We start from the raw sequence: 22686 nt of genomic DNA, 5'->3' as shown, positions 1-22686 counted from the left end.
CTGTTAAAAATGAGCTGAACAAACTTGCAATGCGGAGTTAATTGTTATATTCTTATCTTAGTGAAATAAAGATTTTACTGTAAAACCTCATCCGTTATATTTCTCGATTTTACCAGTGTCTCCGATCACCGGGGAAATATACGTTTCACTTTTTATAAAAATTCCTCTTGACAAAGAAATCCAATATTAACATTTACCTATAGTATCATAAGAGCATTACTTGGTCAAACATTAACAGCTCGCAGGATAAAATAACCTTTGTCTCTAGCAACTATTTCTACACTCCCAAATAGATCTTCTAATTTTGACTTTGCCGAAGGAGCGCCCTGTTTCTTTTGAATAACGACCCACAACTCTCCATTATCATGCAGTGCAGCCTTGGCTCCCTCAAATAATTGATGAACAACTTTTTTCCCGGCCCGTATTGGCGGATTCATTACAATCGCAGCAAATGAACGACTGACTAAATTGGAAAACTGATCACTTTGTATGCATTCGACATTATCGATACGATTAAGTGCTGCATTTTTTCTTGTTAGGGTTATGGCCCTTTCGTTAATATCCGATAGCATTACATTCCGATCAGGGAAATGATCTGCAAGGACAATACCAATAGGCCCGTAACCACAGCCAAGGTCTAAAAAATCTCCCAAAATAGCAGGTTCACGGAATTGCTCTATTAACAGTCTAGAACCAAAATCCACTTCATTTTTAGAAAAAACACCGACATCACTAGTGAATGTATATAATCTTGTTCGTAATTGATAATTCCAAGTCTTGGGTGAACTTTTGGATTGAGGTTGTTGTGAATAGTAATGCTCAGCCAACTGAGGTCACATCCTTTAATAGAATGGAGAAGATTTTTGTTCATTGATCAGATACAGAAAGCCCGTCGTTAAACGACGAGCTTCCTCTAATATTGTCAGTAAAAATTACTTAACTTCTACAGATGCGCCTACTTCTTCAAGTTGGCCTTTAACTTCTTCTGCTTCTTCTTTTGTTACGCCTTCTTTAACGGCTTTTGGTGCATTATCAACCACGTCTTTTGCGTCTTTAAGACCAAGACCTGTGATTTCACGAACTGCTTTAACAACTTTGATTTTGGAGTCTCCAGCACTTTCAAGTACTACATCAAATTCAGTTTGTTCTTCAGCAGCTTCGCCTTCAGCAGCTCCGCCTCCTGCTGCAACAGGTGCTGCAGCTGTTACACCAAATTCTTCTTCAATTGCTTTTACTAGATCGTTTAAGTCTAGTACGGACATTTCTTTAATTTCTTCAATGATTTGTTCCTTAGACATGATATTTCCTCCTAATTTTGGTTTTGATTTATAAGGATGTTCAAAAAGTCCGGTAAAAATGACACATCGAATTTCTCACGAATGCTTGCTTTTCCGTTCCTCACGTATTAATTGCATACGTTCCGGTACTCGGGAGCTACGCCGCCTCGAACTTCTCGGTCCTTTTTATCCTTCTTTTTAAACACATATTTATAAGGGCAAGTTTATGCGCCTTGCTCTTCTTTTTGCTCTGCAACAGATTTTGTAACATACGCAAAGTTACGTACAGGTGCTTGTAGTACACTAAGCAACATGGAAACCATACCTTCGTAATTTGGCAGGGTAGCAAGCTCTTGCATTTGATCAAGGGAAGCAACTTTACCTTCGATCACGCCACCTTTAATTTCAAGTTCCTGATGTTTTTTTGCAAAATCATTAATAATTCTTGCTGGTGCTACGACATCATCATTACTAAATGCAACAGCAGTTGGACCAACCAATGTTTCGTTTAGTTCCGTTAAATCTGCAGCTTCAACTGCGCGGCGGGTCATTGTATTTTTATAAACTTTAAAGTCAATACCAGCGTCGCGTAATTGTTTACGTAAATCAGTTACTTCAGCAACATCAAGGCCTCGGTAGTCAACGATTACTGCTGTTTGGCTCGCTTGAAATTTTTCAGTGATTTCATCTACTACCTGTTTCTTCTTTTCGATAATACTGGACATTGTTCCACCTCCTAGTAACATTCATCATACCGCGTGCGACCTGAGTCTATCACATAATAAAAGCCTCCATGTAGACATGAAGGCTTATAACAAATGACAATCAATCATAGATTTATCTCACTTGGTTCTAAACACCTCGGCAGGAATATTAAGCAATTTTTGCCCCTGCTGTCTACGGCACAACGTATTCATTTATAACGAAATTTAGTATAACTAACATTTCGGTAAAAGTCAACAGCTAATTAACGATAACTGGAAACGTCAACTCTGATTCCAGGTCCCATTGTAGAAGCTATAGAAGCATTACGCAGGTAAGTCCCTTTGGAGCTTTGCGGTTTCACTTTAACAAGTGTGTCCGTAATAGCTGCAAAGTTTTCGATTAATTTATCATTATCGAATGATAGTTTTCCAATAGGAACGTGAATGTTAGCAGATTTATCGACACGATATTCCACTTTACCAGCTTTAATATCATTAACGGCTTTTTCAACTTCAAATGTAACTGTTCCGGTTTTCGGGTTTGGCATGAGTCCTTTTGGTCCGAGTACACGTCCAAGTTTACCAACTTCAGCCATCATGTCCGGTGTTGCAACAATCACATCAAATTCGAACCATCCTTTGTTAATCTGGTCGATGTAATCTGATTCTCCAACATAATCTGCTCCCGCATCTTCTGCTTCTTTTGCTTTGTCACCTTTTGCGAAAACCAGTACACGTTGCGTTTTACCAGTACCATGTGGCAAAACGGTTGCACCGCGAATTTGCTGGTCTGCTTTTTTAGGATCCACACCTAAACGAAATGCAGCTTCAACTGTTTCGTCAAAGTTTGCTTTGGCTGCCTCTTTCGCTAATGAAACAGCTTCACTTACTTCATATGATTTAGAGCGATCAACAAGTTTTGATGCTTCTTGATACTTTTTACTTTTTTTAGCCATTTTGTTTCCTCCTCTATTGTGGTTATAACGGTAATACCTCCCACTTATAAGAGCACAAAAGCTCTTATAACGCATGCCACACCTTCGCTCATAGCAAAACCGCCGCATTAACGTAAAGGCTGCGAACAGGCATCTGAAGATCACAGCCTGCACCGTATTAAAATTGAATTAGATTAGTCTTCAACTGTGATACCCATACTGCGGGCAGTTCCTTCAACCATACGCATTGCCGCTTCTACATCAGCAGCGTTTAAGTCTTCCATCTTCGTTTCTGCGATTTCTCTTACTTTATCACGTTTTACAGAACCTACTTTATTACGGTTAGGCTCTCCTGATGCGGTATCAATACCAGCTTCCTGCTTCAACAAGACAGCAGCAGGTGGAGTTTTTGTAACAAATGTAAATGAACGGTCTTCAAAAACCGTAATTTCAACAGGAATAACCGTACCTGCCTGATCTTGTGTACGTGCATTAAATTCTTTACAGAATCCCATGATATTAACACCCGCTTGACCTAATGCCGGTCCTACTGGTGGTGCTGGGTTTGCTTTTCCGGCAGGGATCTGCAATTTCACTAACTTGATTACTTTTTTAGCCACGAGACACACCTCCTTAAAGTCCGTGATGTGGTAATAGGTATCCAAGAAGGATCCTCCCACTCATATTTACCTCGCTATTCAAAAAGCATGAATAACAAAAGAATTTTAGCATGCTTTATGAAATAATGCAAGTATTTTGTTGGCATTTTTAAAGACTCTTTCGCAATCATTGTTGGTTTTAAAGATTCAGAGTTGATATAAAATACGACGTAATGTGCAACGCTCATCCCACCGAAGACATTTGTTCTCGCAGGATTCGACTGCCCTCCGCTCACTCTGACTAGTGATAGCAACGAATCTGTTTCGTTTTATTACACAAATAATATTATAGTAAGCCACTGTTAGCGGAGGAAATACACGGAGACTCCGGCGGGAGGAAAGGCATAGGTGAGACCCCGAAGTGCAATAGCAATCTTTTTTGCGAGGAGTGCTACTTCTCGAAATCACTTGCAACACGACGAGCACGAGGAGGCTCACCAGCAGCCCTAAGGTGCGCGAAATGTATTTCCGTAGCGAACCCCCTGTTCTCAACCAGTGTTTGCAAAAGAATTGTCACTAGTAGTCACTGGGTTGTCTTCTATATCTTTTATGTCAAAAAAACAAATGTTTTCGGTGGGACGAACCTTTAGTGCAGTCTCAACCTTTTAGAAAGCAGCCTTTTAAAACAACTCTAAGTCATTTTCTCAATTTGTGAAAAGTCCAGTTCAACAGGCGTTTCTCTGCCAAACATGTTCACGTGGACTTTAACTTTTTGCTTGTCGGTATCAATATGCTCGATCGTGCCGGCAAAGTCCGTAAATGGGCCATCTGTTACTTGGACATTTTCTTTTAATTCGAAATCAACCTGCACAGGCGATTCATCCACACCCATGCGTTTTAATACGGATTCTACTTCATCAGGCAGGATCGGGGTTGGCTTTGCACCACCTCCACTGGAACCGATGAATCCTGTTACACCCGGGGTGTTGCGCACAACATACCAGGAGTCATCTGTCATGATCATTTCAGTCAGGACATAACCAGGGAAGAATTTCTTTTTGACAGTCTTCTTTTTGCCATCCTTAATCTCGGTTTCTTCATCTTCAGGAACGAGTACGCGGAATATCTTATCTTCCATCCCCATCGATTCAACCCTTTTTTCCAAATTCATTCTTACTTTATTTTCATACCCGGAATACGTATGAATGACATACCAATTTTTCTCCATTTGAACAGGACAATGTATTTTGTCCTTCCCTCCCTTTAGTTTTAAGTCATGTATATGTTCATGTTATGTTTTAACACCTTTTTTAGACAACTTAAAAAACCCGCTAGCCCGGGTTTTTAGTTAAAATATTAATTATTTTCATTATAGCATACATTACCTATTATTATTCAAAAAAACTATTTAAAACTTGTGAAATTCCAAAATCAATGACAGCAAAAAAGACAGCAACGAAACTAACTGTTAATATTACCGTTATGGTATAGCTTGTCAATTCACGACTTTTTGGCCAGGAAACTTTTTTCATCTCTCTGGTGACGTTCTTTAAAAACTTAATCATGCGAGCTTGTACCCCCTAAACTCCCTGAGAAAAATGCGCACTTTTATTTTGTCTCGCGGTGCAATGTATGCTTCCTGCATGTTTTGCAGTACTTATTTACTTCCAAGCGTGCAGGTTGTGTGGATACATTTTTATTCGTTGTATAATTTCTGCTTGAACAAATAGCACACGCTAATGTTATTTTATTCATTGTTTTCACCCCATTAAAGGGTATTTTCCTCATATTAATGTAGCATGGTTACGTCGAAGTGTCAACGCCATGTTTGATTCCACCACTTTCAATTAATTGTTCCAATTTCCGCTTCACACGTTGCAAGGCATTATCAACAGACTTCACATGACGTTTTAATGTAATAGAAATCTCCTGATAAGATTGTCCATCTAAATATAGGTGCAGAACATCCCTTTCAAATTCGCTCAATAATTCGGATAATTTAAGTTCCATATCGCCTAATTTTTCCCTGTTTATAACTAATTCCTGTGGGTCGAGCGCCCCTGACTCAGCAATTACATCCATCAACGTCCGATCCGATTCTTCATCATAAATCGGCTTATCCAATGACACATAGGAATTAAGCGGGATGTGTTTCTGTCTTGTTGCTGTCTTAATAGCAGTGATAATTTGCCGTGTTACACATAGCTCGGCAAAAGCTTTAAATGAAGACAGCTTGTCCCCATCATAATCCCTTATCGCCTTATAGAGGCCAATCATGCCTTCTTGCGTGATGTCCTCTTTATCAGCACCAATAATAAAATAGGTATGCGCTTTTGCCCACACAAAGTTTCTATATTTATGTATTAAAAAGTCGAGCGCATGACTATTTCCTTGATGAATCAGCTGTAATACCCCATCATCATCAAGCAAGCTTAATTTATGGTCTACCTCTAGTTGCTTGACATTCACCAGGAATGACCCCCTGACTATATTGCAGTCACTTTAAACGTTATTATACAGTAAGCGCTTAAATAGAGTCAATAGGCAAAACCGAGGAGAATAGGCAATTTAGAGGTATTTTCATGCTTATATATCCCCGCGGCGCCACTTTTCGAATTTTTCTAAAACATCTTCATCAAGTGCTATCTTTGATTGTGGCTGGATTTTCTTATGGTTCTGGATATTTTCTTTTATCTCTCTCTCCATATTTTTTAATTCAATATAGAGCTCTCTGGCTGGTTTTCTTAATGCGCCTCTTGAGAAAATAGTACTTTGCTCCGCATAGTCAGATGTTGCTACATATACTTGGTTCTGAACATTTTTCAGTTTCGTTACAAGCTTCTCGATACATTCATCTGCCGTTTCCTTTTCTTTGGTATAAATAATCTCTACTTTAAATGCCTCGAGTTTACTGGCCAACCCCTTGACATAATAGGCATCAAACACAATAATGACACGATGTCCGGAATATGCCTGGTATTCAGCCATCCACTCTATTAATCGATCGCGGGCCTGCGCCATGTCAATCTCTTTCAGGCGTTGTAATTCATCCCATGCCCCTATAATATTATATCCATCGACAACAAGTACAATCATCCGCCATCACCAATGGGATGTCGCCTGCGATATACCTCATATAACAAAAGGCTGCATGCGACAGAAGCATTTAATGAGGAGACATGCCCCTTTAATGGGAGGCTTACGGTCCAATCACATTTTTCCTTTGTTAATCGGCTCATCCCTTTCCCTTCATTTCCTATGACAAGTGCAATAGGAATGGTACCATCTAATACACGATAATCTTCTGTTGCGTTTGCATCTGTACCGACGACCCACACATTTTTTTCCTTTAATTCCTCGATGGTGTTGGCGATATTAGTCACTCTGACAACAGGAATATGTTCCATAGCACCCGCAGCCGTTTTGGCAACTGTTGCTGTTAAGCCTACCGAGCGTCTTTTCGGTATAATAACACCATGCAGGCCTGTTGCATCAGCTGTACGTAAGATGGATCCTAAATTATGCGGATCCTCTAGCTCGTCCAAAATAATAAAAAATGGATCCTCATTTCGCGCCGCAGCCCGATCGAACAAATCATCAAGCGTTGCGTATTGATAGGACGCCACGTATGCGATAACTCCTTGATGATTCCCGGCACTTAACTGATCCAATCTTTTCTTCGGTACTTTTTGCACAATGGTTCCGGCTGATTTTCCGAGGCTGATCAATTTGCCTTGCACATTTGCATTTAACTGCTCGGAAATAAATACTTTATTGACAGATCTTCCGGATTTTAATGCTTCAATAACCGGGTTCTTTCCTGTGATCATTTCCTGATCCATGTTACGTCTTCCTCCCTTCGATAAAGTGAATCGCTTTTTGTAATAATTCGGTTAAACGATCCTGATTACCAGCTAAATGGTGATAGCCTATCAACGCTTCGAATGCTGTACTGTACCGATAGGCTTGTACACTCGTGTTCTTAGGGATGGAGCCGGATTTTGCATTTCGCCCACGCCGGGCAATCCGCTCCTCATCTCCTGTGAGAATCCCTTCCTCAAGCCAATGCAAAATAATATCTGCTTGAGCCTTACCTGAGACAAACGTCACCGCTTCTTGATGAAGATGATTTGGCTTCACCTGGCCTGCATCGATTAAATGTTCCCTTACATACACTTCATAAACGGCATCACCCATATATGCCAGGGCTAAACTTTTCATCTGTTTTACATCACGAGGCTCCATCATTCGCCTCTTTTCCAACGAACACCCTGGTTTGTATCTTCCAGAATAATATTTTTTTCCTTCAGCATATCTCTGATGTCATCCGCACGGGCAAAATCTCGGTTTTTCCTGGCTTCCGTTCTCTCCTCTATTAATGCATCTATTTCTTCGTCAAGAAGTTTAGTTTCTCCTTGTAAAGTAATTCCAAGTACATCCAGTATAGAAGCGATTGCATCTTGAAATGCTTCGATAACCTTTGTTGATGTTTGCTCGGATTGTAAGTAAACATTCGCTTCTTTCGTTAGGTCAAATAAAACCGAGATGGCATTTGCTGTGTTAAAATCATCATCCATTTCCGCTTCAAACCGCTGTTTGAGCTGATCCACTTTGCCCAGCCATTCTTCTTTATCGTCTACTAAATTCATACTTGCTTGCTTTCGGTGCTCTAAATTAAAGTAGGAGGTTTCAATGCGATCAAGGCTATTTTTAGCAGCGTTTAATAATTCATTCGTAAAATTAATCGGATTACGGTAATGAACGGTCAACATAAAAAAACGAACAACACGCGGGTCATGTTCTTTTATAATATCTCTCGTTAACACAAAATTCCCCAGTGATTTGGACATTTTTTCATTCTCAATATTAATATACCCATTATGCATCCAGTAATTTGCAAATGTTTCACCATTCATTGCTTCTGATTGTGCAATTTCATTTTCGTGATGAGGGAAGGTCAAGTCCTGACCACCAGCATGGATATCGATGGTTTCACCTAAATATTTCTTGGCCATTGCCGAGCATTCAATATGCCATCCTGGTCTACCGCCACCCCACGGTGAATCCCAAGCAATTTCGCCTTCCTTCGCACTCTTCCATAGGGCAAAATCAAGCGGATCTTCTTTCTTTTCGCCAACTTGAATCCTTGCCCCTGAACGCAACTCGTCAATGGATTGATGCGAGAGTTTTCCGTAATCATCAAAAGACCGTGGTTTAAAATATACATCCCCATCCACCGCATAAGCATAGTCTTTGTCAATCAAGCCAGCAATAAAGCGGATAATATCATCCATTGCTTCCATTACCCTCGGATTGTAGGTTGCCTTTTTCACACCTAATGCACCGACATCCTCCAGATATGCATCAATGAATTTATTGGCAACATCCGTAACCTCTTCGTCTAGCTCATTCGCCTTTTTAATAATCTTATCATCGACATCAGTGAAATTTAATACGTAATCAACCGTATATCCCTTATATTCCAAGTACCTGCGTACAGCATCAAAAACAATGGCAGGACGGGCGTTTCCAATATGAATATAGTTATATACAGTTGGTCCACAAACATACATGCTCACTTTACCTTCTTCCAAGGTCTGAAAATCTTCTTTTTGGCGTGTTAATGTATTATAAACTTTTATCGGCATGGCGATCTCCTTCTTTCAACATAGCTAATTCCTTTTTTAGTTCATCCACTTCTGCTTGTAATTCGGCACATCTATCCGCGACAGGATCCGGCAGTTTATGATGATCCAGATCTGTTCGTACCTTTTCCCCGTTTTGGACAACGACTCTTCCCGGTACACCGACCACAGTGGAGTGGTCAGGTACATCCTTGACCACAACAGCACCACCGCCTATTTTGGAGCTTTCCCCAATCGTTAACGACCCAAGTACTTTGGCACCGGTAGAAATGAGAGCATTGTCTTTCACAGTCGGGTGGCGTTTTCCCTTTTCCTTGCCCGTGCCCCCAAGGTTACGCCTTGGAAAAGAGTGACATTATCCCCGATTTCGCATGTTTCTCCAATAACAACACCCATCCCATGATCAATAAATAGACGCCTTCCTATTTTTGCTCCTGGATGGATCTCAATGCCTGTTATAAAGCGACTCACTTGTGAAATAACACGTGCAATAAAAAATAAACGTTTATTATAAAAAGCGTGGGCAATCCGATGTGACCATACTGCATGCAAACCGGAATACGTCAAAATTACCTCCATATATGTTCGGGCTGCCGGATCCTGTTCAAATACAACATGCATATCCTCTTTCATCGTCCTGAAAAATCCCATTACGTTAAGCCTCCCTTAATAGAGAATCAAAAAAGCGTCTCTGTGTATTCAAATACACAGAGACGCTCATCAAGCGTGGTTCCACTCTGTTTGGAGAAGATTATTTCTCCCAACTTATGCTCTTATAACGGTAGAGTTCCGCCATTATGTACTAAAGGCAAAAGTTCCATAACAGACTCAGGAGGGGCACTTCAAAAATGATGCCTTAAAATCACTCGCAGCCGGGTGGTGATTCTCTCTGGATAAGACCTTCATTTTCTACTTTTCCTCGTCAACGTTCACTATTTGGTTACTTACTACTATATTACAAATTTGATGTAATGTGAATAAATTAAGCTCCAATTTGTTTTAATACTTTATCAAGTCTTGCCAGAATAACGTCTTTCCCTAAAAGCTCAATAGCCATTGGCAGCTCCGGTCCGTGGGTTTGCCCGGTTGTAGCTACACGAATCGGCATAAATAACTTTTTGCCACGGTGGCCTGTCTCTTTCTGCGTTGCTTTAATGTTTTGCTTAATGGAGTCTTTGGTAAACTCGTCCAAATGGATGAGTTTATCTGTGAAAACCTGCAGTACTTCTGGCACCTGTTCCTGCTTGAGGACATCCATGGAGCCTTCATCAAAGGTAATATCCTCATTGAAAAATAGCTCCGTTAACTCCACAATCTCCGCACCATAGCGTAATTGTTCTCTATATAAAGCGATCACTTTTTCTGCCCAGGTTCTTGTTTCAACATCCATATCCTTAGGAAGTCTTCCCGCATCAATCAGGTGCGGCATTGCTAAATCAATCACCGTTTCTAATTCAGATGCCTTAATATATTCATTGTTCATCCAATTTAACTTTTGACGATCAAAAATAGCAGCAGACGTGGACAGACGCTCAGGGTCGAAAATGTTAATCAATGTTTCTTTATCAAAAATTTCTTCCTCACCGACCGGAGACCAGCCGAGCAATGTAATAAAGTTGAATAATGTTTCCGGCAAATATCCCAAATTACGGTATTGCTCAATAAATTGCAGGATATGCTCATCACGTTTACTTAATTTCTTGCGCTCTTCATTTAAAATTAATGTCATATGGCCAAACTTCGGAGGCTCCCAGCCAAATGCATCGTAGACCATCATTTGTTTCGGTGTGTTCGAAATATGCTCCTCCCCACGGAGTACGTGCGAAATCTCCATCAAATGATCATCAATAGCAACTGCAAAATTATAGGTTGGAATACCATTTTTCTTCACAATTACCCAGTCACCAAAATCACTGGATTCAAACGTGATATTCCCGCGGACAATATCTTTAAATGTATAGGTCTGATTTGCAGGAACGCGCATACGGATACTAGGCTTACGACCTTCTGCTTCAAACGCTGCAATTTGCTCATCTGTTAAGTCACGATGTGCCCCGGAGTATTTCGGAACTTGTCCTTCCCTGCGCTGTTCCTCCCGTTCTGCCTCAAGTTCTTCTTCTGTCATATAACATTTATAAGCTAGACCCTTTTCAAACAATTCTTCTACATATTTATTATATAAATCAAGCCGCTCTGTTTGACGGTATGGACCATAATCCCCGCCAACATCAGCACCCTCATCCCAGTGGATACCGAGCCAATTTAAATATTTAAGCTGGCTTTCTTCTCCACCAGCGACATTCCTTTTGTCATCTGTATCCTCCACACGAATAATAAATTTCCCATCGAAATGTTTAGCAAATAAATAATTAAATAATGCCGTACGCGCATTCCCGATATGCAAATTACCTGTTGGACTTGGCGCGTAACGTACACGAACTTTATCTGTCATGGTGTTGCCCCTTTCGTTATTTCGGTTTTATATAAAAATTCACGACTATATGAACTGTAACAAAAAGTGATAACATCGAAGTTATCACTTTTTACTGTACCATAATAAGTTATACCCTTTTTATTGCGCTTTTTCAAGTAATTTTGGTTTTGCAAAAATCATTCTTCCTGCAGAAGTTTGCAAGACACTCGTAATTAATACCTCAATTTTTTTACCGATATAATTTCTTCCTTCTTCTACCACAATCATCGTTCCATCATCCAAATAGGCAACACCTTGATTATGTTCTTTCCCGTCCTTGATCACATGTACTTCCAGTTCTTCACCAGGTAATACGACAGGTTTAACTGCATTTGCCAGATCATTAATATTTAAGACGGGGACACTTTGCAGGTCACATACTTTATTTAGATTAAAATCATTCGTCACTACAATTCCGCCAATAACCTTTGCTAACTTAATCAATTTGCTGTCAACTTCTTGAATTTCATCAAAATCGCCTTCATAAATTTCCACTTTTACAGGTAAGTCCTTTTGAATACGATTCAGCACATCTAATCCCCGACGTCCTCTGTTACGTTTCAAGGCATCAGAGGAATCTGCGATGTGCTGCAATTCCCCAAGAACAAACTGTGGAATGACAATCGTTCCTTCCAGGAAGTTCGTTTGACAAATGTCAGCAATCCGTCCATCGATAATAACACTTGTATCCAGGATTTTTGCTTTTGGCTGATTGGTTTCCGGTGTGTCAACAGATCTTCGCTTATCACTTTTATCACGTTCTTTTTTATTAATATTTAATAAATTGACGAATTCCTCTCTGCGTCTGAATCCAACCTGAAATCCAAAGTAACCTAGTAAAATGGTAATAAATAGCGGCAATACCTGTGAAACAATATCAATGTTTATGTCCTGCAATGGCATATTGATAAAGTAAGCAATAACTAATCCCAGAATCAATCCTAAACTACCAAAAAACAAATCTACCGCCGGCAGTTTGATGAGTGCGTCCTCGACCCATTTTAGCGATTTTGCAACATAGTCTGCCAGAACATATGAAATAAGAAAGAAAATAATTGCACCGATTATCATGCCCAGATATGGTGATGCGACCCAACTTGCTTCTGTAAAATCCAATAAATTAATAATATATGGTATATATAAATACCCAATGGTACCACCTAAAACAATAAAGAATAAATAAACTATATATTTTAGCACCACTGTTCACCTCCTAACTTTATTATTACCTTCTTTAAATTAAAATAATCCTAAAACAATAAAGAAAACCCTATGATATCAACTAAATAATAGCATAACTAGCCCATACTATCAATTTGATAAACAATATATTTTATCACAGTGAAATAACAATAGCAATATTTTCTAATGCCTATCTTGCCAGACCGGTATCCAGCGCCTCCTGAACGGTATTCACACCGACAACTTGAATATTTTCGGGGACCGTCCAGCCATCTAAATTCTTCTTCGGACAGATAACGCGCTTAAACCCAAGCTTAGCCGCTTCCTGCACGCGTTGTTCGATCCGGGAAACGCGACGTATCTCACCTGTTAAACCTACTTCCCCAATAAAAATATCTTCCGGAAGTGTGGATTGATCACGGAAGCTCGAAGCAATACTTACAGCGATTGCCAGATCAATAGCCGGCTCATCAAGTTTCACACCCCCAGCTACTTTAATATATGCATCTTGGTTCTGTAGCATTAAGCCAACACGTTTTTCAAGTACCGCCATTAATAACGGGACCCTGCTACTATCAACCCCTGTCGCCATCCTGCGCGGATTCCCAAAACTTGAAGGCGAAATTAGAGCTTGTATTTCCACAAGTACCGGTCTCGTCCCCTCCATCGAGGCAACAACAGTAGAACCTGCAGCCCCTTGCGAACGCTCCTCTAGAAATATCTCGGAAGGATTCATGACTTCCTTTAAGCCTTCTTCCTTCATTTCGAATATACCCATTTCATTTGTGCTGCCAAAGCGATTCTTAACACCACGTAAAATGCGATACATATGATGTCTTTCACCTTCAAAATAAAGTACAGCGTCCACCATATGTTCCAGCATTCTGGGTCCGGCAATAGCTCCCTCTTTCGTTACATGGCCAACAATAAATATCGGAATGCCACTCGATTTTGCTATTTTCATTAATTCACTTGTAGACTCACGAACTTGAGATACACTCCCCGGAGCACTGCTGACTTCTTCGCGAAAAATGGTTTGAATGGAGTCAATAACCACAAAAGATGGCTGAATTTCGTTAATATGTTTGGTGATATCAAATAAGTTTGTTTCAGATAAAACATACAGTAAATCTGATGTAACGCCTAAGCGATCGGCGCGTAGCTTGGTTTGGCGAGTTGATTCCTCTCCTGATATATAGAGTACCGGGAGCTGTTTATCCGCGAGTTGCGAGGATATTTGCAGTAGCAATGTTGATTTCCCGATCCCCGGGTCGCCACCGACGAGGACAAGAGATCCAGGAACGACTCCTCCACCAAGCACACGATTTAATTCCATCATCGAAGTGGTTATCCGCGGTTCTTTCTGTGACTGTATGGCGGTAATTTTTTCAGGCTTGCTAGCAGTTTTTACGCCCCCACTTACTGTATGCTGAACAGTAGCACGCGATGCTTCGATTTCCTCAACTAATGTATTCCAGTTGTTGCACCCTGGACATTTGCCCATCCATTTCGCTGATTCATAACCACATTCCTGACATACAAATTTCGTTTTCCGTTTTGCCAATGCTCCTCATCCCCTCTCTTTATTATATAATACTTTTGCATCTGGCAGGTTACAGACGTCTATCAATTTGGCTAAACATTTCCATAGTCATGCCACAATTAGGAAGGTTCTTTAGTAAAAGCTGCTTTCTAAAAGGTTGTTGCTTTTGGGATAAAAGATTAAAAAGACGACGTAATTACTGTTTGCTATAAGTAATTGCTATAATGGCCGTTCGGGTCAGCGAAGGGCGGATGCTTTCCGCGGGCACGGCCTCAGCCTCCTGATATGAACGAAACTGTCAAGGCCCCCACTCTGCGCCAGGTTTTGAACTATTTTTGACAACTCTAAGAAGAGAAGCGATTTTTGGCTTCTTTACTTTCTTGGTTAAATGTGTAGCCTACTGGCTAGAGTGGCTTCTTCTTTAGCTTACTGAGCACTTCTCACCTCTTCGAATGGTTGTCAAGTGCTCTCCTTTACAACCATTCGAAGAGGTGAGACACTCTTTTAAGCTAAAGAAGAAATAATCTTACCTCCTTCATCATTTTTGGATATAGATGGGATAAGAACACGGCACGAAGGCAAAAATCTCTACTGCGGTTAGCATTCTGATATTCGTGGGTTTTCACATTTTATCTTTCCGTATAAAGGACTTTTCCACTAACTCGAGACGTGCGTTATTCTATACAGAAATGGCACAGAGGAGGCGCGTGGGTTTTCCTTTCCGGTTTTTCTCTTTGCCTTCGAGCCCTATTCTCATTCTTCTATTTTTATTAATAAAATTTGTATGCTTGCTTCCATCATTTATTAGACATTAGACTGTTGGAACATCCTCAATTTCTTGCGTAACCGCCCATATAAAACCTGCTAATTCCCTTGCCACTGCCGTAATCGCTTTACCACTTTCCTTTCCTCTGGATAATAATCGATAATATTTTTTGTGTAACCGGTTTTGTGCTTTCCAGGATATTGCTTGAACACTGGCACTCTGACCTTCTTGTCTTTTCTTCAGCTTTCCTTTCACGGCAGGTTGATAACGATAACTCCAAGCTGATTCTACTAATAGACGACGTACATGTCGATTTCCTGTTTTTGTAACATTCCCTTGATTTCTTCTGTCACCACTTGAATCCTCACTTGGAATTAATCCAACATAAGCCATAAAGTGTTTAGGGGTAGTAAATCTTTTGAATGATCCAATCTCAGCTACAAGGCTTGTAGCCGTAATTAGAGCCACCCCTCTCAAAGACTGTAGTGCCTGAATTTTTTGGGCATGTACACCTTCAGTTGCTTGTAATTTTATCTCTTCTTCATACCTTTTTACTCGCTGTTCAATCTCCTGTAATTGATGAAAATATTCCTGAAAGACAATGCTTGATGAAGACCGTTCGAATTTCAAAGTACTTAACCATTCCCTATACTTATAGGTCCACTTTCTTACTCCTTCTGGAGGATAGATATTATATCGTAACAGAAATTTGGTTAACCGATGTTTCGCTCTTAATTCATCTTCTTTCGCATCTTCCCTTGCCCGAACTAAGTCACGAAGGGCTTCATCGTCCTCGGTTGGTACATAAATAGATGTTAATTCACCAGCACGAAAAAGTTGAGCGAGTCTAACAGCATCTCTTTTGTCCGTTTTGATTCTCTCACCAGGCTTTTGGGGAATGAGAGATGGAGCAATTACATCACATTCAATTCCGAGACTAAGAAAGAATCTGTGCAGTTTGTAGCCTGTTGGCCCCGCTTCATAACATATTCGAAGTAATTTAGGATCCCCTAATTTCTTTACTAACCTTCTAACGTTTTCATACTTGTGAGGGACCATTCCCCAATATCTTGGTTTTTCTCGGCCTTCCTCTGCAATAGCAACTGAAATTTTTTCTTTGTGTACGTCTAATCCAACGTATTTAATGGTATCCTTCATAATAACTAGCTCCTTCCGTAATGTAGCTCTGATTTGGTTTTTGTCTTTCTAGTAGTCATTCTAACCAGATTAACCTACGAATTTACGAGTAAGGAGCTAGTTTCGTTCATGATAACTCGAGAAAACCACTCTGCGGGGTCTTCGGACACGTGCTATTTCCGCAGGAGTCACCACCCTTCGCTCACCCGAATGGTGAGTTGCTCGATATTTTGAATATTGATTACTAATGCAATTTAGCGGCAGTAACCGGAATATCAGCGTAGGAAACACATGGAGACTCCTGCGGGAGGACAGGCCTAGGTGAGACCCCGGAGTGTGTTAGCACGAGGAGGCTCACCAGCCGCCCTAAGGTGCGCGAAATGTGTTTCCGGAGCGAATCCCTAATCTCAACCAGCGTTTGCAAAAGAATTCTCACTGCGTCGTCTTTTATACCAACTTTGAAAATATAAAAGCAGCAATACTTACGAAAAAGCCTTAGTAAAAAAGCCAGAAGAGTTTATTCTTCCAGCTTTTCTACAGTTGCAGTAGGCAATGGTCACTTATGGGAGAACAATAAATTCACCTTTATTGTTCAGACCGACTTTTACTTTTTGTCCTTTTGAAATGTTCTCTTTGAGAAGTTCCTCTGATAATAGGTTCTCAATATTTTGCTGAATAGATCTTCTGAGGGGTCTGGCCCCATATTCAGGATCATAAGCCTCGTTTGCTATTTTTTCAAGTGATTTATCGGTCAATGAGAAGTCAATCTCCTGTTCGGACAGGCGTTCTTTTAATTGTTCAACCATTAGTGTAACAATACGTTTCATATGCTTTCTTTCTAATGCGTGGAAAACAATCATTTCATCGATACGGTTTAAAAACTCGGGACGGAATGCCTTTTTCATTTCCTCGGTTACTTTAGATTTCATATCTTTATAATCTTGACCTTCTTCCGCAAGATTAAATCCAACATGTTTATTACGTCTTAATTCATCGGCCCCAACGTTGGAAGTCATAATAAGAACCGTATTTCGAAAATCGACAACTCGGCCTTTTGAATCTGTTAAGCGACCATCTTCCAGTACTTGTAATAGAATATTAAATACTTCCGGATGTGCTTTTTCTACTTCATCAAGTAAAACAACAGAATAAGGCTTTGTACGAACTTTTTCCGTTAGCTGACCGCCTTCCTCATAGCCTACATAACCAGGAGGGGAACCAACGAGACGGGACGTGGAGTGTTTTTCCATGTATTCCGACATGTCAATTCGAATCATCGCTTCCTCATCTTCGAACATGGCCTCTGCCAACGCACGGGCAAGCTCTGTTTTACCAACACCTGTTGGGCCAAGGAAAATAAACGAGCCAATTGGACGTTTGGGATCTTTCAAGCCTGCACGAGCTCTACGAATAGCTTTAGAAACTGCATCGACAGCCTCTTCCTGACCAATCACACGATTATGCAACGTCTCCTCCATGTTTAACAAGCGTTCACTTTCATCTTTTGTCAGCCTTGCTACTGGAACTCCCGTCCATATGGATACAATACTCGCAATGTCTTCTACCGTTACTTCTGTGTCTGTTTGACCCTGCTTTTCCTTCCATGCCTTTTTCGTTTTTTCCAATTCCTCACGCAAACGTTGCTCGGAATCCCTTAATGATGCAGCTTTTTCAAATTCCTGACTTTGGACAGATGCATCTTTTTCTTTACGTACATCTTCCAGCTTTTGCTCCAATTCCTTCAAATCAGGTGGAACGGTATAGGAATGCAATCGAACTTTTGAACCTGCTTCATCAATGAGATCAATGGCTTTGTCAGGTAGGAAACGATCTGTGATATAACGGTCAGACAAGCTTGCTGCTGCTTCAATTGCCTCATCGGTAATTGTCACACGATGATGCGCCTCATATCTGTCACGTAGACCTTTTAATATTTTCACGGTTTCTTCAAGTGTCGGTTCATCTACTTGAATTGGCTGGAATCTGCGCTCGAGTGCTGCATCTTTTTCAATATATTTACGATACTCATCAAGTGTCGTTGCACCAATACATTGCAGGTCACCACGGGCAAGGGATGGTTTTAATATATTGGATGCATCAATCGCACCTTCAGCGCCTCCCGCACCAATTAACGTATGCAATTCATCAATAAATAGAAGGATATTACCTGCCTGGCGTATTTCTTCCATCACTTTTTTCAAGCGATCCTCAAATTCCCCACGATATTTCGTACCAGCTACAACTGTACCCATATCGAGTGTCATCACACGTTTATCACTTAATGTCTCTGGAACTTCATTATCGATAATCTGTTGTGCCAGCCCTTCTGCTACAGCTGTTTTACCAACACCCGGCTCTCCTATCAATACAGGGTTATTCTTTGTCCTGCGGCTTAATATTTGAATAACACGCTCAATTTCCTTGCTTCTGCCAATGACGGGATCAACACTGCCTTCTTTTGCAATTACCGTTAAATCTCTTGCCAACGAATCTAGTGTTGGCGTATTTGCATTTGATTGTTGGTTATTGCGGTGTCCTTGTCTCCCGCCCTGTGATTCATTGCTTCCAAGTAATTGAAGTACTTGCTGACGTGCCTTGTTCAGACTAACGCCAAGATTATTTAATACACGTGCAGCGACTCCTTCGCCCTCACGAATCAGTCCTAGAAGGATATGCTCTGTACCTACATAGGAGTGGCCGAGCTTTCTTGCTTCATCCTGGGATAGCTCCACTACTTTTTTGGCTCTTGGCGTATAATGGATCGATTGCATGGGCTTCTTTCCAACACCGATTAGCTTCTCAACCTCTTCCTGAATCTTAGGTACTTCAAGGCTTAAAGACTCAAGAGCCTTCGCAGCAATCCCTTCCCCCTCTCGAACAAGTCCCAAGAGAATGTGCTCTGTACCAATATTATTATGCCCAAGTCGCACAGCTTCCTCTTGTGACAGGGCTAATACCTTTTGTGCTCTTTCTGTAAAACGTCCAAACATCATATACATTTTCCTCCTGTCTATTTCTCCAATTGTAGGCGTTCACGAATCAGTGATGCCCTTAATTCATCCCGTTCATCAGCTGTTAACGTCGCGCTTGCATATTGTTGCAGGAATCCCGGCTGTGTCAAAATCATTAATTCATTAAGTATATTTCGGGATACATTTTTAATGAGTCCTAAATCAATTCCCAGTCGAACGTTTGATAAACATACCGCTGCTTCCTTTGATTCGATAATTCTGCTGTAATCCAGCACACCGAAAGATCGGAAAATGCGATCTTCAAGCTTTTTGCCTGATTGCTCCATGATACGATTCCGTGCATTTCTTTCGTGTTCAATCAATTGTTTCACAACACTTTGTAAATCCCCTATAATATCCGCTTCCGATTTGCCTAGTGTAATCTGATTCGAAATTTGAAAAATATTGCCTTGCGCTTCACTGCCTTCACCATAAATGCCCCTGACAACAAGTCCAAGCTGATTAATTGCCGGTGTCATGCGATTGATTTGTTTTGTCATCGCAAGAGCAGGGAGATGCATCATAACGGATGCCCGCATCCCTGTACCTACATTGGTTGGACAACTTGTTAAATATCCTCTTGTCTCATCAAAAGCATAGTTAATTTTCTCTTCCAGCCAATCATCCAGCTCAAATGCCTTCTCCAACGCCTTTGGTAATTGAAGGCCCGGGAAATACAATTGGAGCCTGATATGATCTTCCTCATTAATCATGACAGATACCTGTTCATTTTTAGAAATAATCGTCGCTGAAGCTTGATCGCTTTTTGATAAGTGTGGACTGATTAAATGCTTCTCAACTAACACCCGTCTTTCAACTGCTGTTAAATCCGGAATCGAAATGAATGCAAAGTCCTCATAATCCTGAAAAGACTGATGCTCATATTCCTTTTTAAAAAAATCCCGAATTTCCTCCAGCTTCCCCTGGTCTGCAAGAATAGGATACGAAACGTCTGAGAAATTCCTTGCCAGACGGATCCGACTACTTAAAACAATATCACTATCCGGACCTTCTTCGCGCATCCAAGGGCTAATAGCCTCATTCATAAATTGCTTTAGGGTCATGAATCATCACCTGCTTTCGAGCTATTACTCTGATCTTGCAATGCTTTAATCTTATCCCTTATTTGAGCAGCTTCTTCAAAATTTTCATCTTCAATCAACTGTTGCAATTCAGCTTTATAACTTTCCAGTTGTTTCTTTGTATGCAAGTCGCCCCCCATGCGTTTGGGAATTTTCCCATAATGCTTGGTGTTTCCTGAGTGTACCCTGCGCAATATCGGATCAAGCCTTCCTGAAAACGTATCATAGCACGTGGCACAGCCGAACTTTCCTACTTTTTTAAATGTTGAAAGTGACATTCCGCATTGCGGACATTTCAATTCCTTTACTTGCTTATACGAATTACTTTGCTGATTTTCCATCATTGCCGAGTCAAAATTGAATAGGCCTGTTAGCAAATTATGAAGGGAATACCCTTCCTCCGGATACGTCATATAGCCTTTTTCCTTCGCACACACTTCGCAAACATGAACTTCGGTTTTATTCCCATTTATGACTTGCGTAAAGTGAAGTGTGGCCGGCCGATGCTGGCATTCCTGACATTCCATCGTTTTTCCCCCTTACTTGTTTAGGTATTTTAACTCTGAAAGCATGGCAGTTAACACACGAGCCCGAACCTCATCCCGAAGTGGCAGCTGAAATGCTAACGTATTTCTATCTATTCCACTTAGAATAATTTTCGCCTCACGTTCGGTAATTAATTCCTCCTCCAATAGTCGCTCAAGCACATCAATGGAAGCTGCCTGCGTTACTGTAGGATTGATCATCCCTATTATTTCATCAATGAGTTCAGATTTATCCTGGTGTATAACCCGCATAATTCGAATATAGCCACCACCGCCACGTTTGCTTTCTACTATATACCCTTTTTCCAATGTAAAACGCGTTTTTATTACATAATTTATCTGAGAGGGGACACACTGAAACTGATTAGCAATTTCACTACGTTTAATCTCGATTGCATTTTGCCCTCTTGTTTGTAATATCTTTTTTAAATATTGCTCAATCACATCTGAAATATTACTCATGAGCCCACCTCCTCTTCCTCGTATGAGCTTTTGACTTTGACTATCTTTGACTATATGTTTATTATACCCTAAAATATGTGAGATGCAAATACATTGTTCTATATATAGAGTAGACAAAAATTTGGAAAACAAAACAAGAAAAAAACCCTACAGCATATTTTATGTGTAAGGTTCTTCGAGTCGTTCTCTATTTAAGTTCGGAAATATTTTTTACATAATCAATTTTAGAGATTTCTTCGACCAAGGCTATACGCTCTACATCGGGTTTTCGCTCAATCTTCACAAAGATATTCCTTACATCATGTTCTGACTTTGAAATTTCAACTTTCTTGATCGTCGAATTAAATTTTTCAAAAACAGAAACAATTTCATTAATTTGAAGATCAGGTAATGCCACAATTTCAATCAGATTAGAGGAACGCCCTTTTGTAAACAACTTTTCAAAGTTATTCAGGAAAACCAAGCTGAGCAGAATGATAAGTGTCGTAAACAAAGCAGCCCCGTACATTCCTGCACCAACAACTAAGCCGAGTCCCGCAACTGTCCAAATGGAAGCCGCAGTAGTCAGACCACGAATCGTTCCACCATAAACGATAATTGTCCCTGCACCAAGAAACCCAATCCCACTAATAACATAGGATGGTATTCGCGCCGGGTCAAAACGGACATTATCATATTCCTCTATAAAAGCCTCAAAACCGAATAAAGATAAAAGCATCATTAAGCAAGCCCCAACACCAACGAGTATGTGTGTGCGAAAACCGGCAGAATGATTATTCAATTCACGTTCAAAGCCAATAATACCTGATAAAACCAGTGCAATTAACACACGAGTCATCATGAGCGTAAAGTTATCATCAAATACGTGTTCCATAAATGCTTCCAATTCCCGCCCCTCCATTCTATATATATATTATATATTACAGTAAATTTGCGAAGTTACATAGTTAAGATAATTGGAATTCTCTATTTATATATATGATTTAATATAAAATTTAGCAGTAGAAAAAGGCTTTAAGCTTACATTTAAAAAATAAAAATAACGATACGACAAAATATAACAATCTTTAAATGCAGAAAAGAGCTGGAATGCAGTAACTGCATTCCAGCTCTTTTGATTTGCCTGGCGGCGTCCTACTCTTGCAGGGGCAAAGCCCCAACTACCATCGGCGCTGGAGAGCTTAACTTCTGTGTTCGGCATGGGAACAGGTGTGACCTCTCCGCTATTACTACCAGACCTAACGGTGTTAGGTCGTTCTGTGTTGATCAATCAGAACTTCCTTCTTTAAAATGAAGACAAGATATATTATATGCATTTCTAATAG

General features: G+C 40.4%; 22 protein-coding genes, 1 rRNA gene, 1 pseudogene and 2 other annotated features. All 24 genes and pseudogenes read right to left on the bottom strand.

Going from position 1 to position 22686, the window contains the following annotated elements; translation table 11 throughout:
• Positions 1–224 precede the first annotated feature (224 nt).
• Positions 225–827: a class I SAM-dependent methyltransferase gene (locus KFZ58_RS00770; protein WP_235792991.1), complete on the bottom strand. Its 603-nt coding sequence runs from the start codon at positions 825–827 to the stop codon at positions 225–227.
• Between the two features lie 105 nt (positions 828–932).
• The gene (gene rplL / locus KFZ58_RS00765) at positions 933–1298 is read right to left on the bottom strand and encodes a 50S ribosomal protein L7/L12 (protein ID WP_235792990.1); all 366 of its coding nucleotides are present in this window, start codon (positions 1296–1298) and stop codon (positions 933–935) included.
• A gap of 203 nt (positions 1299–1501) precedes the next feature.
• Positions 1502–2002 carry a 50S ribosomal protein L10 gene (gene rplJ / locus KFZ58_RS00760; protein WP_235792989.1) on the bottom strand — a complete coding sequence of 167 codons (501 nt, stop codon included), beginning with the start codon at positions 2000–2002 and terminating at the stop codon, positions 1502–1504.
• Between the two features lie 47 nt (positions 2003–2049).
• Positions 2050–2198: a sequence feature (ribosomal protein L10 leader region), on the bottom strand.
• Positions 2199–2244: 46 nt separating this feature from the next.
• Positions 2245–2937, bottom strand: coding sequence for a 50S ribosomal protein L1 (rplA, locus tag KFZ58_RS00755; protein WP_235792988.1), 693 nt, complete (start codon positions 2935–2937; stop codon positions 2245–2247).
• Between the two features lie 173 nt (positions 2938–3110).
• Complete coding sequence (rplK, locus tag KFZ58_RS00750) at positions 3111–3536, bottom strand: 50S ribosomal protein L11 (protein WP_235792987.1); 426 nt, start codon at positions 3534–3536, stop codon at positions 3111–3113.
• A 670-nt stretch (positions 3537–4206) separates the two neighbouring features.
• Complete coding sequence (gene nusG, locus KFZ58_RS00745; RefSeq protein ID WP_235792986.1) at positions 4207–4743, bottom strand: transcription termination/antitermination protein NusG; 537 nt, start codon at positions 4741–4743, stop codon at positions 4207–4209.
• Between the two features lie 163 nt (positions 4744–4906).
• Positions 4907–5080: a preprotein translocase subunit SecE gene (gene secE, locus KFZ58_RS00740; protein ID WP_235792985.1), complete on the bottom strand. Its 174-nt coding sequence runs from the start codon at positions 5078–5080 to the stop codon at positions 4907–4909.
• A 43-nt stretch (positions 5081–5123) separates the two neighbouring features.
• Entirely contained in the window at positions 5124–5270 is a 147-nt protein-coding gene (rpmG, locus tag KFZ58_RS00735; protein WP_235792984.1) for a 50S ribosomal protein L33, read from the bottom strand.
• A 48-nt stretch (positions 5271–5318) separates the two neighbouring features.
• Positions 5319–5984, bottom strand: a complete 666-nt coding sequence (sigH, locus tag KFZ58_RS00730; protein ID WP_235792983.1) for an RNA polymerase sporulation sigma factor SigH — start codon at positions 5982–5984, stop codon at positions 5319–5321.
• 117 nt (positions 5985–6101) lie between these two features.
• Complete coding sequence (locus KFZ58_RS00725; RefSeq protein ID WP_235792982.1) at positions 6102–6611, bottom strand: NYN domain-containing protein; 510 nt, start codon at positions 6609–6611, stop codon at positions 6102–6104.
• Positions 6608–7357 (bottom strand): 23S rRNA (guanosine(2251)-2'-O)-methyltransferase RlmB, encoded by a 750-nt coding sequence (gene rlmB / locus KFZ58_RS00720; protein ID WP_235792981.1) that lies wholly within the window; start codon positions 7355–7357, stop codon positions 6608–6610. Before rlmB ends, KFZ58_RS00725 begins: the two co-directional genes overlap by 4 nt.
• Before the next feature lies 1 nt (position 7358).
• A complete protein-coding gene (locus KFZ58_RS00715) occupies positions 7359–7760 on the bottom strand; it encodes a Mini-ribonuclease 3 (RefSeq protein ID WP_304956807.1) in 402 nt (133 codons plus the stop codon).
• Entirely contained in the window at positions 7760–9163 is a 1404-nt protein-coding gene (gene cysS, locus KFZ58_RS00710) for a cysteine--tRNA ligase (RefSeq protein ID WP_235792979.1), read from the bottom strand. Before cysS ends, KFZ58_RS00715 begins: the two co-directional genes overlap by 1 nt.
• Positions 9144–9811: pseudogene (cysE, locus tag KFZ58_RS00705) on the bottom strand (serine O-acetyltransferase). The gene cysS and the pseudogene cysE overlap by 20 nt, the downstream one beginning before the upstream one ends.
• A gap of 55 nt (positions 9812–9866) precedes the next feature.
• Positions 9867–10095: a binding site (T-box leader), on the bottom strand.
• A 47-nt stretch (positions 10096–10142) separates the two neighbouring features.
• Positions 10143–11612, bottom strand: a complete 1470-nt coding sequence (gene gltX, locus KFZ58_RS00700; protein ID WP_235792978.1) for a glutamate--tRNA ligase — start codon at positions 11610–11612, stop codon at positions 10143–10145.
• 120 nt (positions 11613–11732) lie between these two features.
• Positions 11733–12833 carry a PIN/TRAM domain-containing protein gene (locus tag KFZ58_RS00695; protein WP_235792977.1) on the bottom strand — a complete coding sequence of 367 codons (1101 nt, stop codon included), beginning with the start codon at positions 12831–12833 and terminating at the stop codon, positions 11733–11735.
• A 172-nt stretch (positions 12834–13005) separates the two neighbouring features.
• A complete protein-coding gene (gene radA, locus KFZ58_RS00690; RefSeq protein WP_235792976.1) occupies positions 13006–14379 on the bottom strand; it encodes a DNA repair protein RadA in 1374 nt (457 codons plus the stop codon).
• Positions 14380–15169: 790 nt separating this feature from the next.
• Positions 15170–16282: an IS110 family RNA-guided transposase gene (locus KFZ58_RS00685; protein ID WP_235792975.1), complete on the bottom strand. Its 1113-nt coding sequence runs from the start codon at positions 16280–16282 to the stop codon at positions 15170–15172.
• A 539-nt stretch (positions 16283–16821) separates the two neighbouring features.
• Complete coding sequence (clpC, locus tag KFZ58_RS00680; RefSeq protein WP_235792974.1) at positions 16822–19254, bottom strand: ATP-dependent protease ATP-binding subunit ClpC; 2433 nt, start codon at positions 19252–19254, stop codon at positions 16822–16824.
• A 17-nt stretch (positions 19255–19271) separates the two neighbouring features.
• Entirely contained in the window at positions 19272–20336 is a 1065-nt protein-coding gene (gene mcsB, locus KFZ58_RS00675) for a protein-arginine kinase McsB (protein ID WP_235792973.1), read from the bottom strand.
• Positions 20333–20881, bottom strand: a complete 549-nt coding sequence (gene mcsA, locus KFZ58_RS00670; protein ID WP_235792972.1) for a protein-arginine kinase activator protein McsA — start codon at positions 20879–20881, stop codon at positions 20333–20335. The genes mcsB and mcsA overlap by 4 nt, the downstream gene beginning before the upstream one ends.
• A 12-nt stretch (positions 20882–20893) precedes the next feature.
• Entirely contained in the window at positions 20894–21361 is a 468-nt protein-coding gene (locus KFZ58_RS00665) for a CtsR family transcriptional regulator (RefSeq protein WP_235792971.1), read from the bottom strand.
• Positions 21362–21548: 187 nt separating this feature from the next.
• Positions 21549–22202, bottom strand: a complete 654-nt coding sequence (locus tag KFZ58_RS00660; protein WP_370642483.1) for an MgtC/SapB family protein — start codon at positions 22200–22202, stop codon at positions 21549–21551.
• A gap of 280 nt (positions 22203–22482) precedes the next feature.
• Positions 22483–22598: ribosomal RNA gene (gene rrf, locus KFZ58_RS00655) — 5S ribosomal RNA — on the bottom strand.
• Between the last annotated feature and the right edge of the window lie 88 nt (positions 22599–22686).

The organism is Virgibacillus sp. NKC19-16 (assembly GCF_021560035.1).
In the GTDB taxonomy this organism is placed as follows: domain Bacteria; phylum Bacillota; class Bacilli; order Bacillales; family Amphibacillaceae; genus Virgibacillus_L; species Virgibacillus_L salidurans.
This window is presented reverse-complemented; position numbering and strand designations above follow the sequence as displayed.

What these genes read in the sequence shown, in the direction of transcription:
- KFZ58_RS00685 (WP_235792975.1), bottom strand. Translation starts at nt 16,282, where the DNA reads ATGAAGGATACCATTAAATACGTTGGATTAGACGTACACAAAGAAAAA.
- clpC (WP_235792974.1), bottom strand. Translation starts at nt 19,254, where the DNA reads ATGATGTTTGGACGTTTTACAGAAAGAGCACAAAAGGTATTAGCCCTG.
- nusG (WP_235792986.1), bottom strand. Translation starts at nt 4,743, where the DNA reads ATGGAGAAAAATTGGTATGTCATTCATACGTATTCCGGGTATGAAAAT.
- secE (WP_235792985.1), bottom strand. Translation starts at nt 5,080, where the DNA reads ATGATTAAGTTTTTAAAGAACGTCACCAGAGAGATGAAAAAAGTTTCC.
- mcsA (WP_235792972.1), bottom strand. Translation starts at nt 20,881, where the DNA reads ATGGAATGTCAGGAATGCCAGCATCGGCCGGCCACACTTCACTTTACG.
- KFZ58_RS00715 (WP_304956807.1), bottom strand. Translation starts at nt 7,760, where the DNA reads ATGGAGCCTCGTGATGTAAAACAGATGAAAAGTTTAGCCCTGGCATAT.
- rlmB (WP_235792981.1), bottom strand. Translation starts at nt 7,357, where the DNA reads ATGGATCAGGAAATGATCACAGGAAAGAACCCGGTTATTGAAGCATTA.
- KFZ58_RS00725 (WP_235792982.1), bottom strand. Translation starts at nt 6,611, where the DNA reads ATGATTGTACTTGTTGTCGATGGATATAATATTATAGGGGCATGGGAT.
- mcsB (WP_235792973.1), bottom strand. Translation starts at nt 20,336, where the DNA reads ATGACCCTAAAGCAATTTATGAATGAGGCTATTAGCCCTTGGATGCGC.
- rplA (WP_235792988.1), bottom strand. Translation starts at nt 2,937, where the DNA reads ATGGCTAAAAAAAGTAAAAAGTATCAAGAAGCATCAAAACTTGTTGAT.
- cysS (WP_235792979.1), bottom strand. Translation starts at nt 9,163, where the DNA reads ATGCCGATAAAAGTTTATAATACATTAACACGCCAAAAAGAAGATTTT.
- rpmG (WP_235792984.1), bottom strand. Translation starts at nt 5,270, where the DNA reads ATGAATAAAATAACATTAGCGTGTGCTATTTGTTCAAGCAGAAATTAT.
- KFZ58_RS00660 (WP_370642483.1), bottom strand. Translation starts at nt 22,202, where the DNA reads ATGATGACTCGTGTGTTAATTGCACTGGTTTTATCAGGTATTATTGGC.
- KFZ58_RS00665 (WP_235792971.1), bottom strand. Translation starts at nt 21,361, where the DNA reads ATGAGTAATATTTCAGATGTGATTGAGCAATATTTAAAAAAGATATTA.
- gltX (WP_235792978.1), bottom strand. Translation starts at nt 11,612, where the DNA reads ATGACAGATAAAGTTCGTGTACGTTACGCGCCAAGTCCAACAGGTAAT.
- rplL (WP_235792990.1), bottom strand. Translation starts at nt 1,298, where the DNA reads ATGTCTAAGGAACAAATCATTGAAGAAATTAAAGAAATGTCCGTACTA.
- rplJ (WP_235792989.1), bottom strand. Translation starts at nt 2,002, where the DNA reads ATGTCCAGTATTATCGAAAAGAAGAAACAGGTAGTAGATGAAATCACT.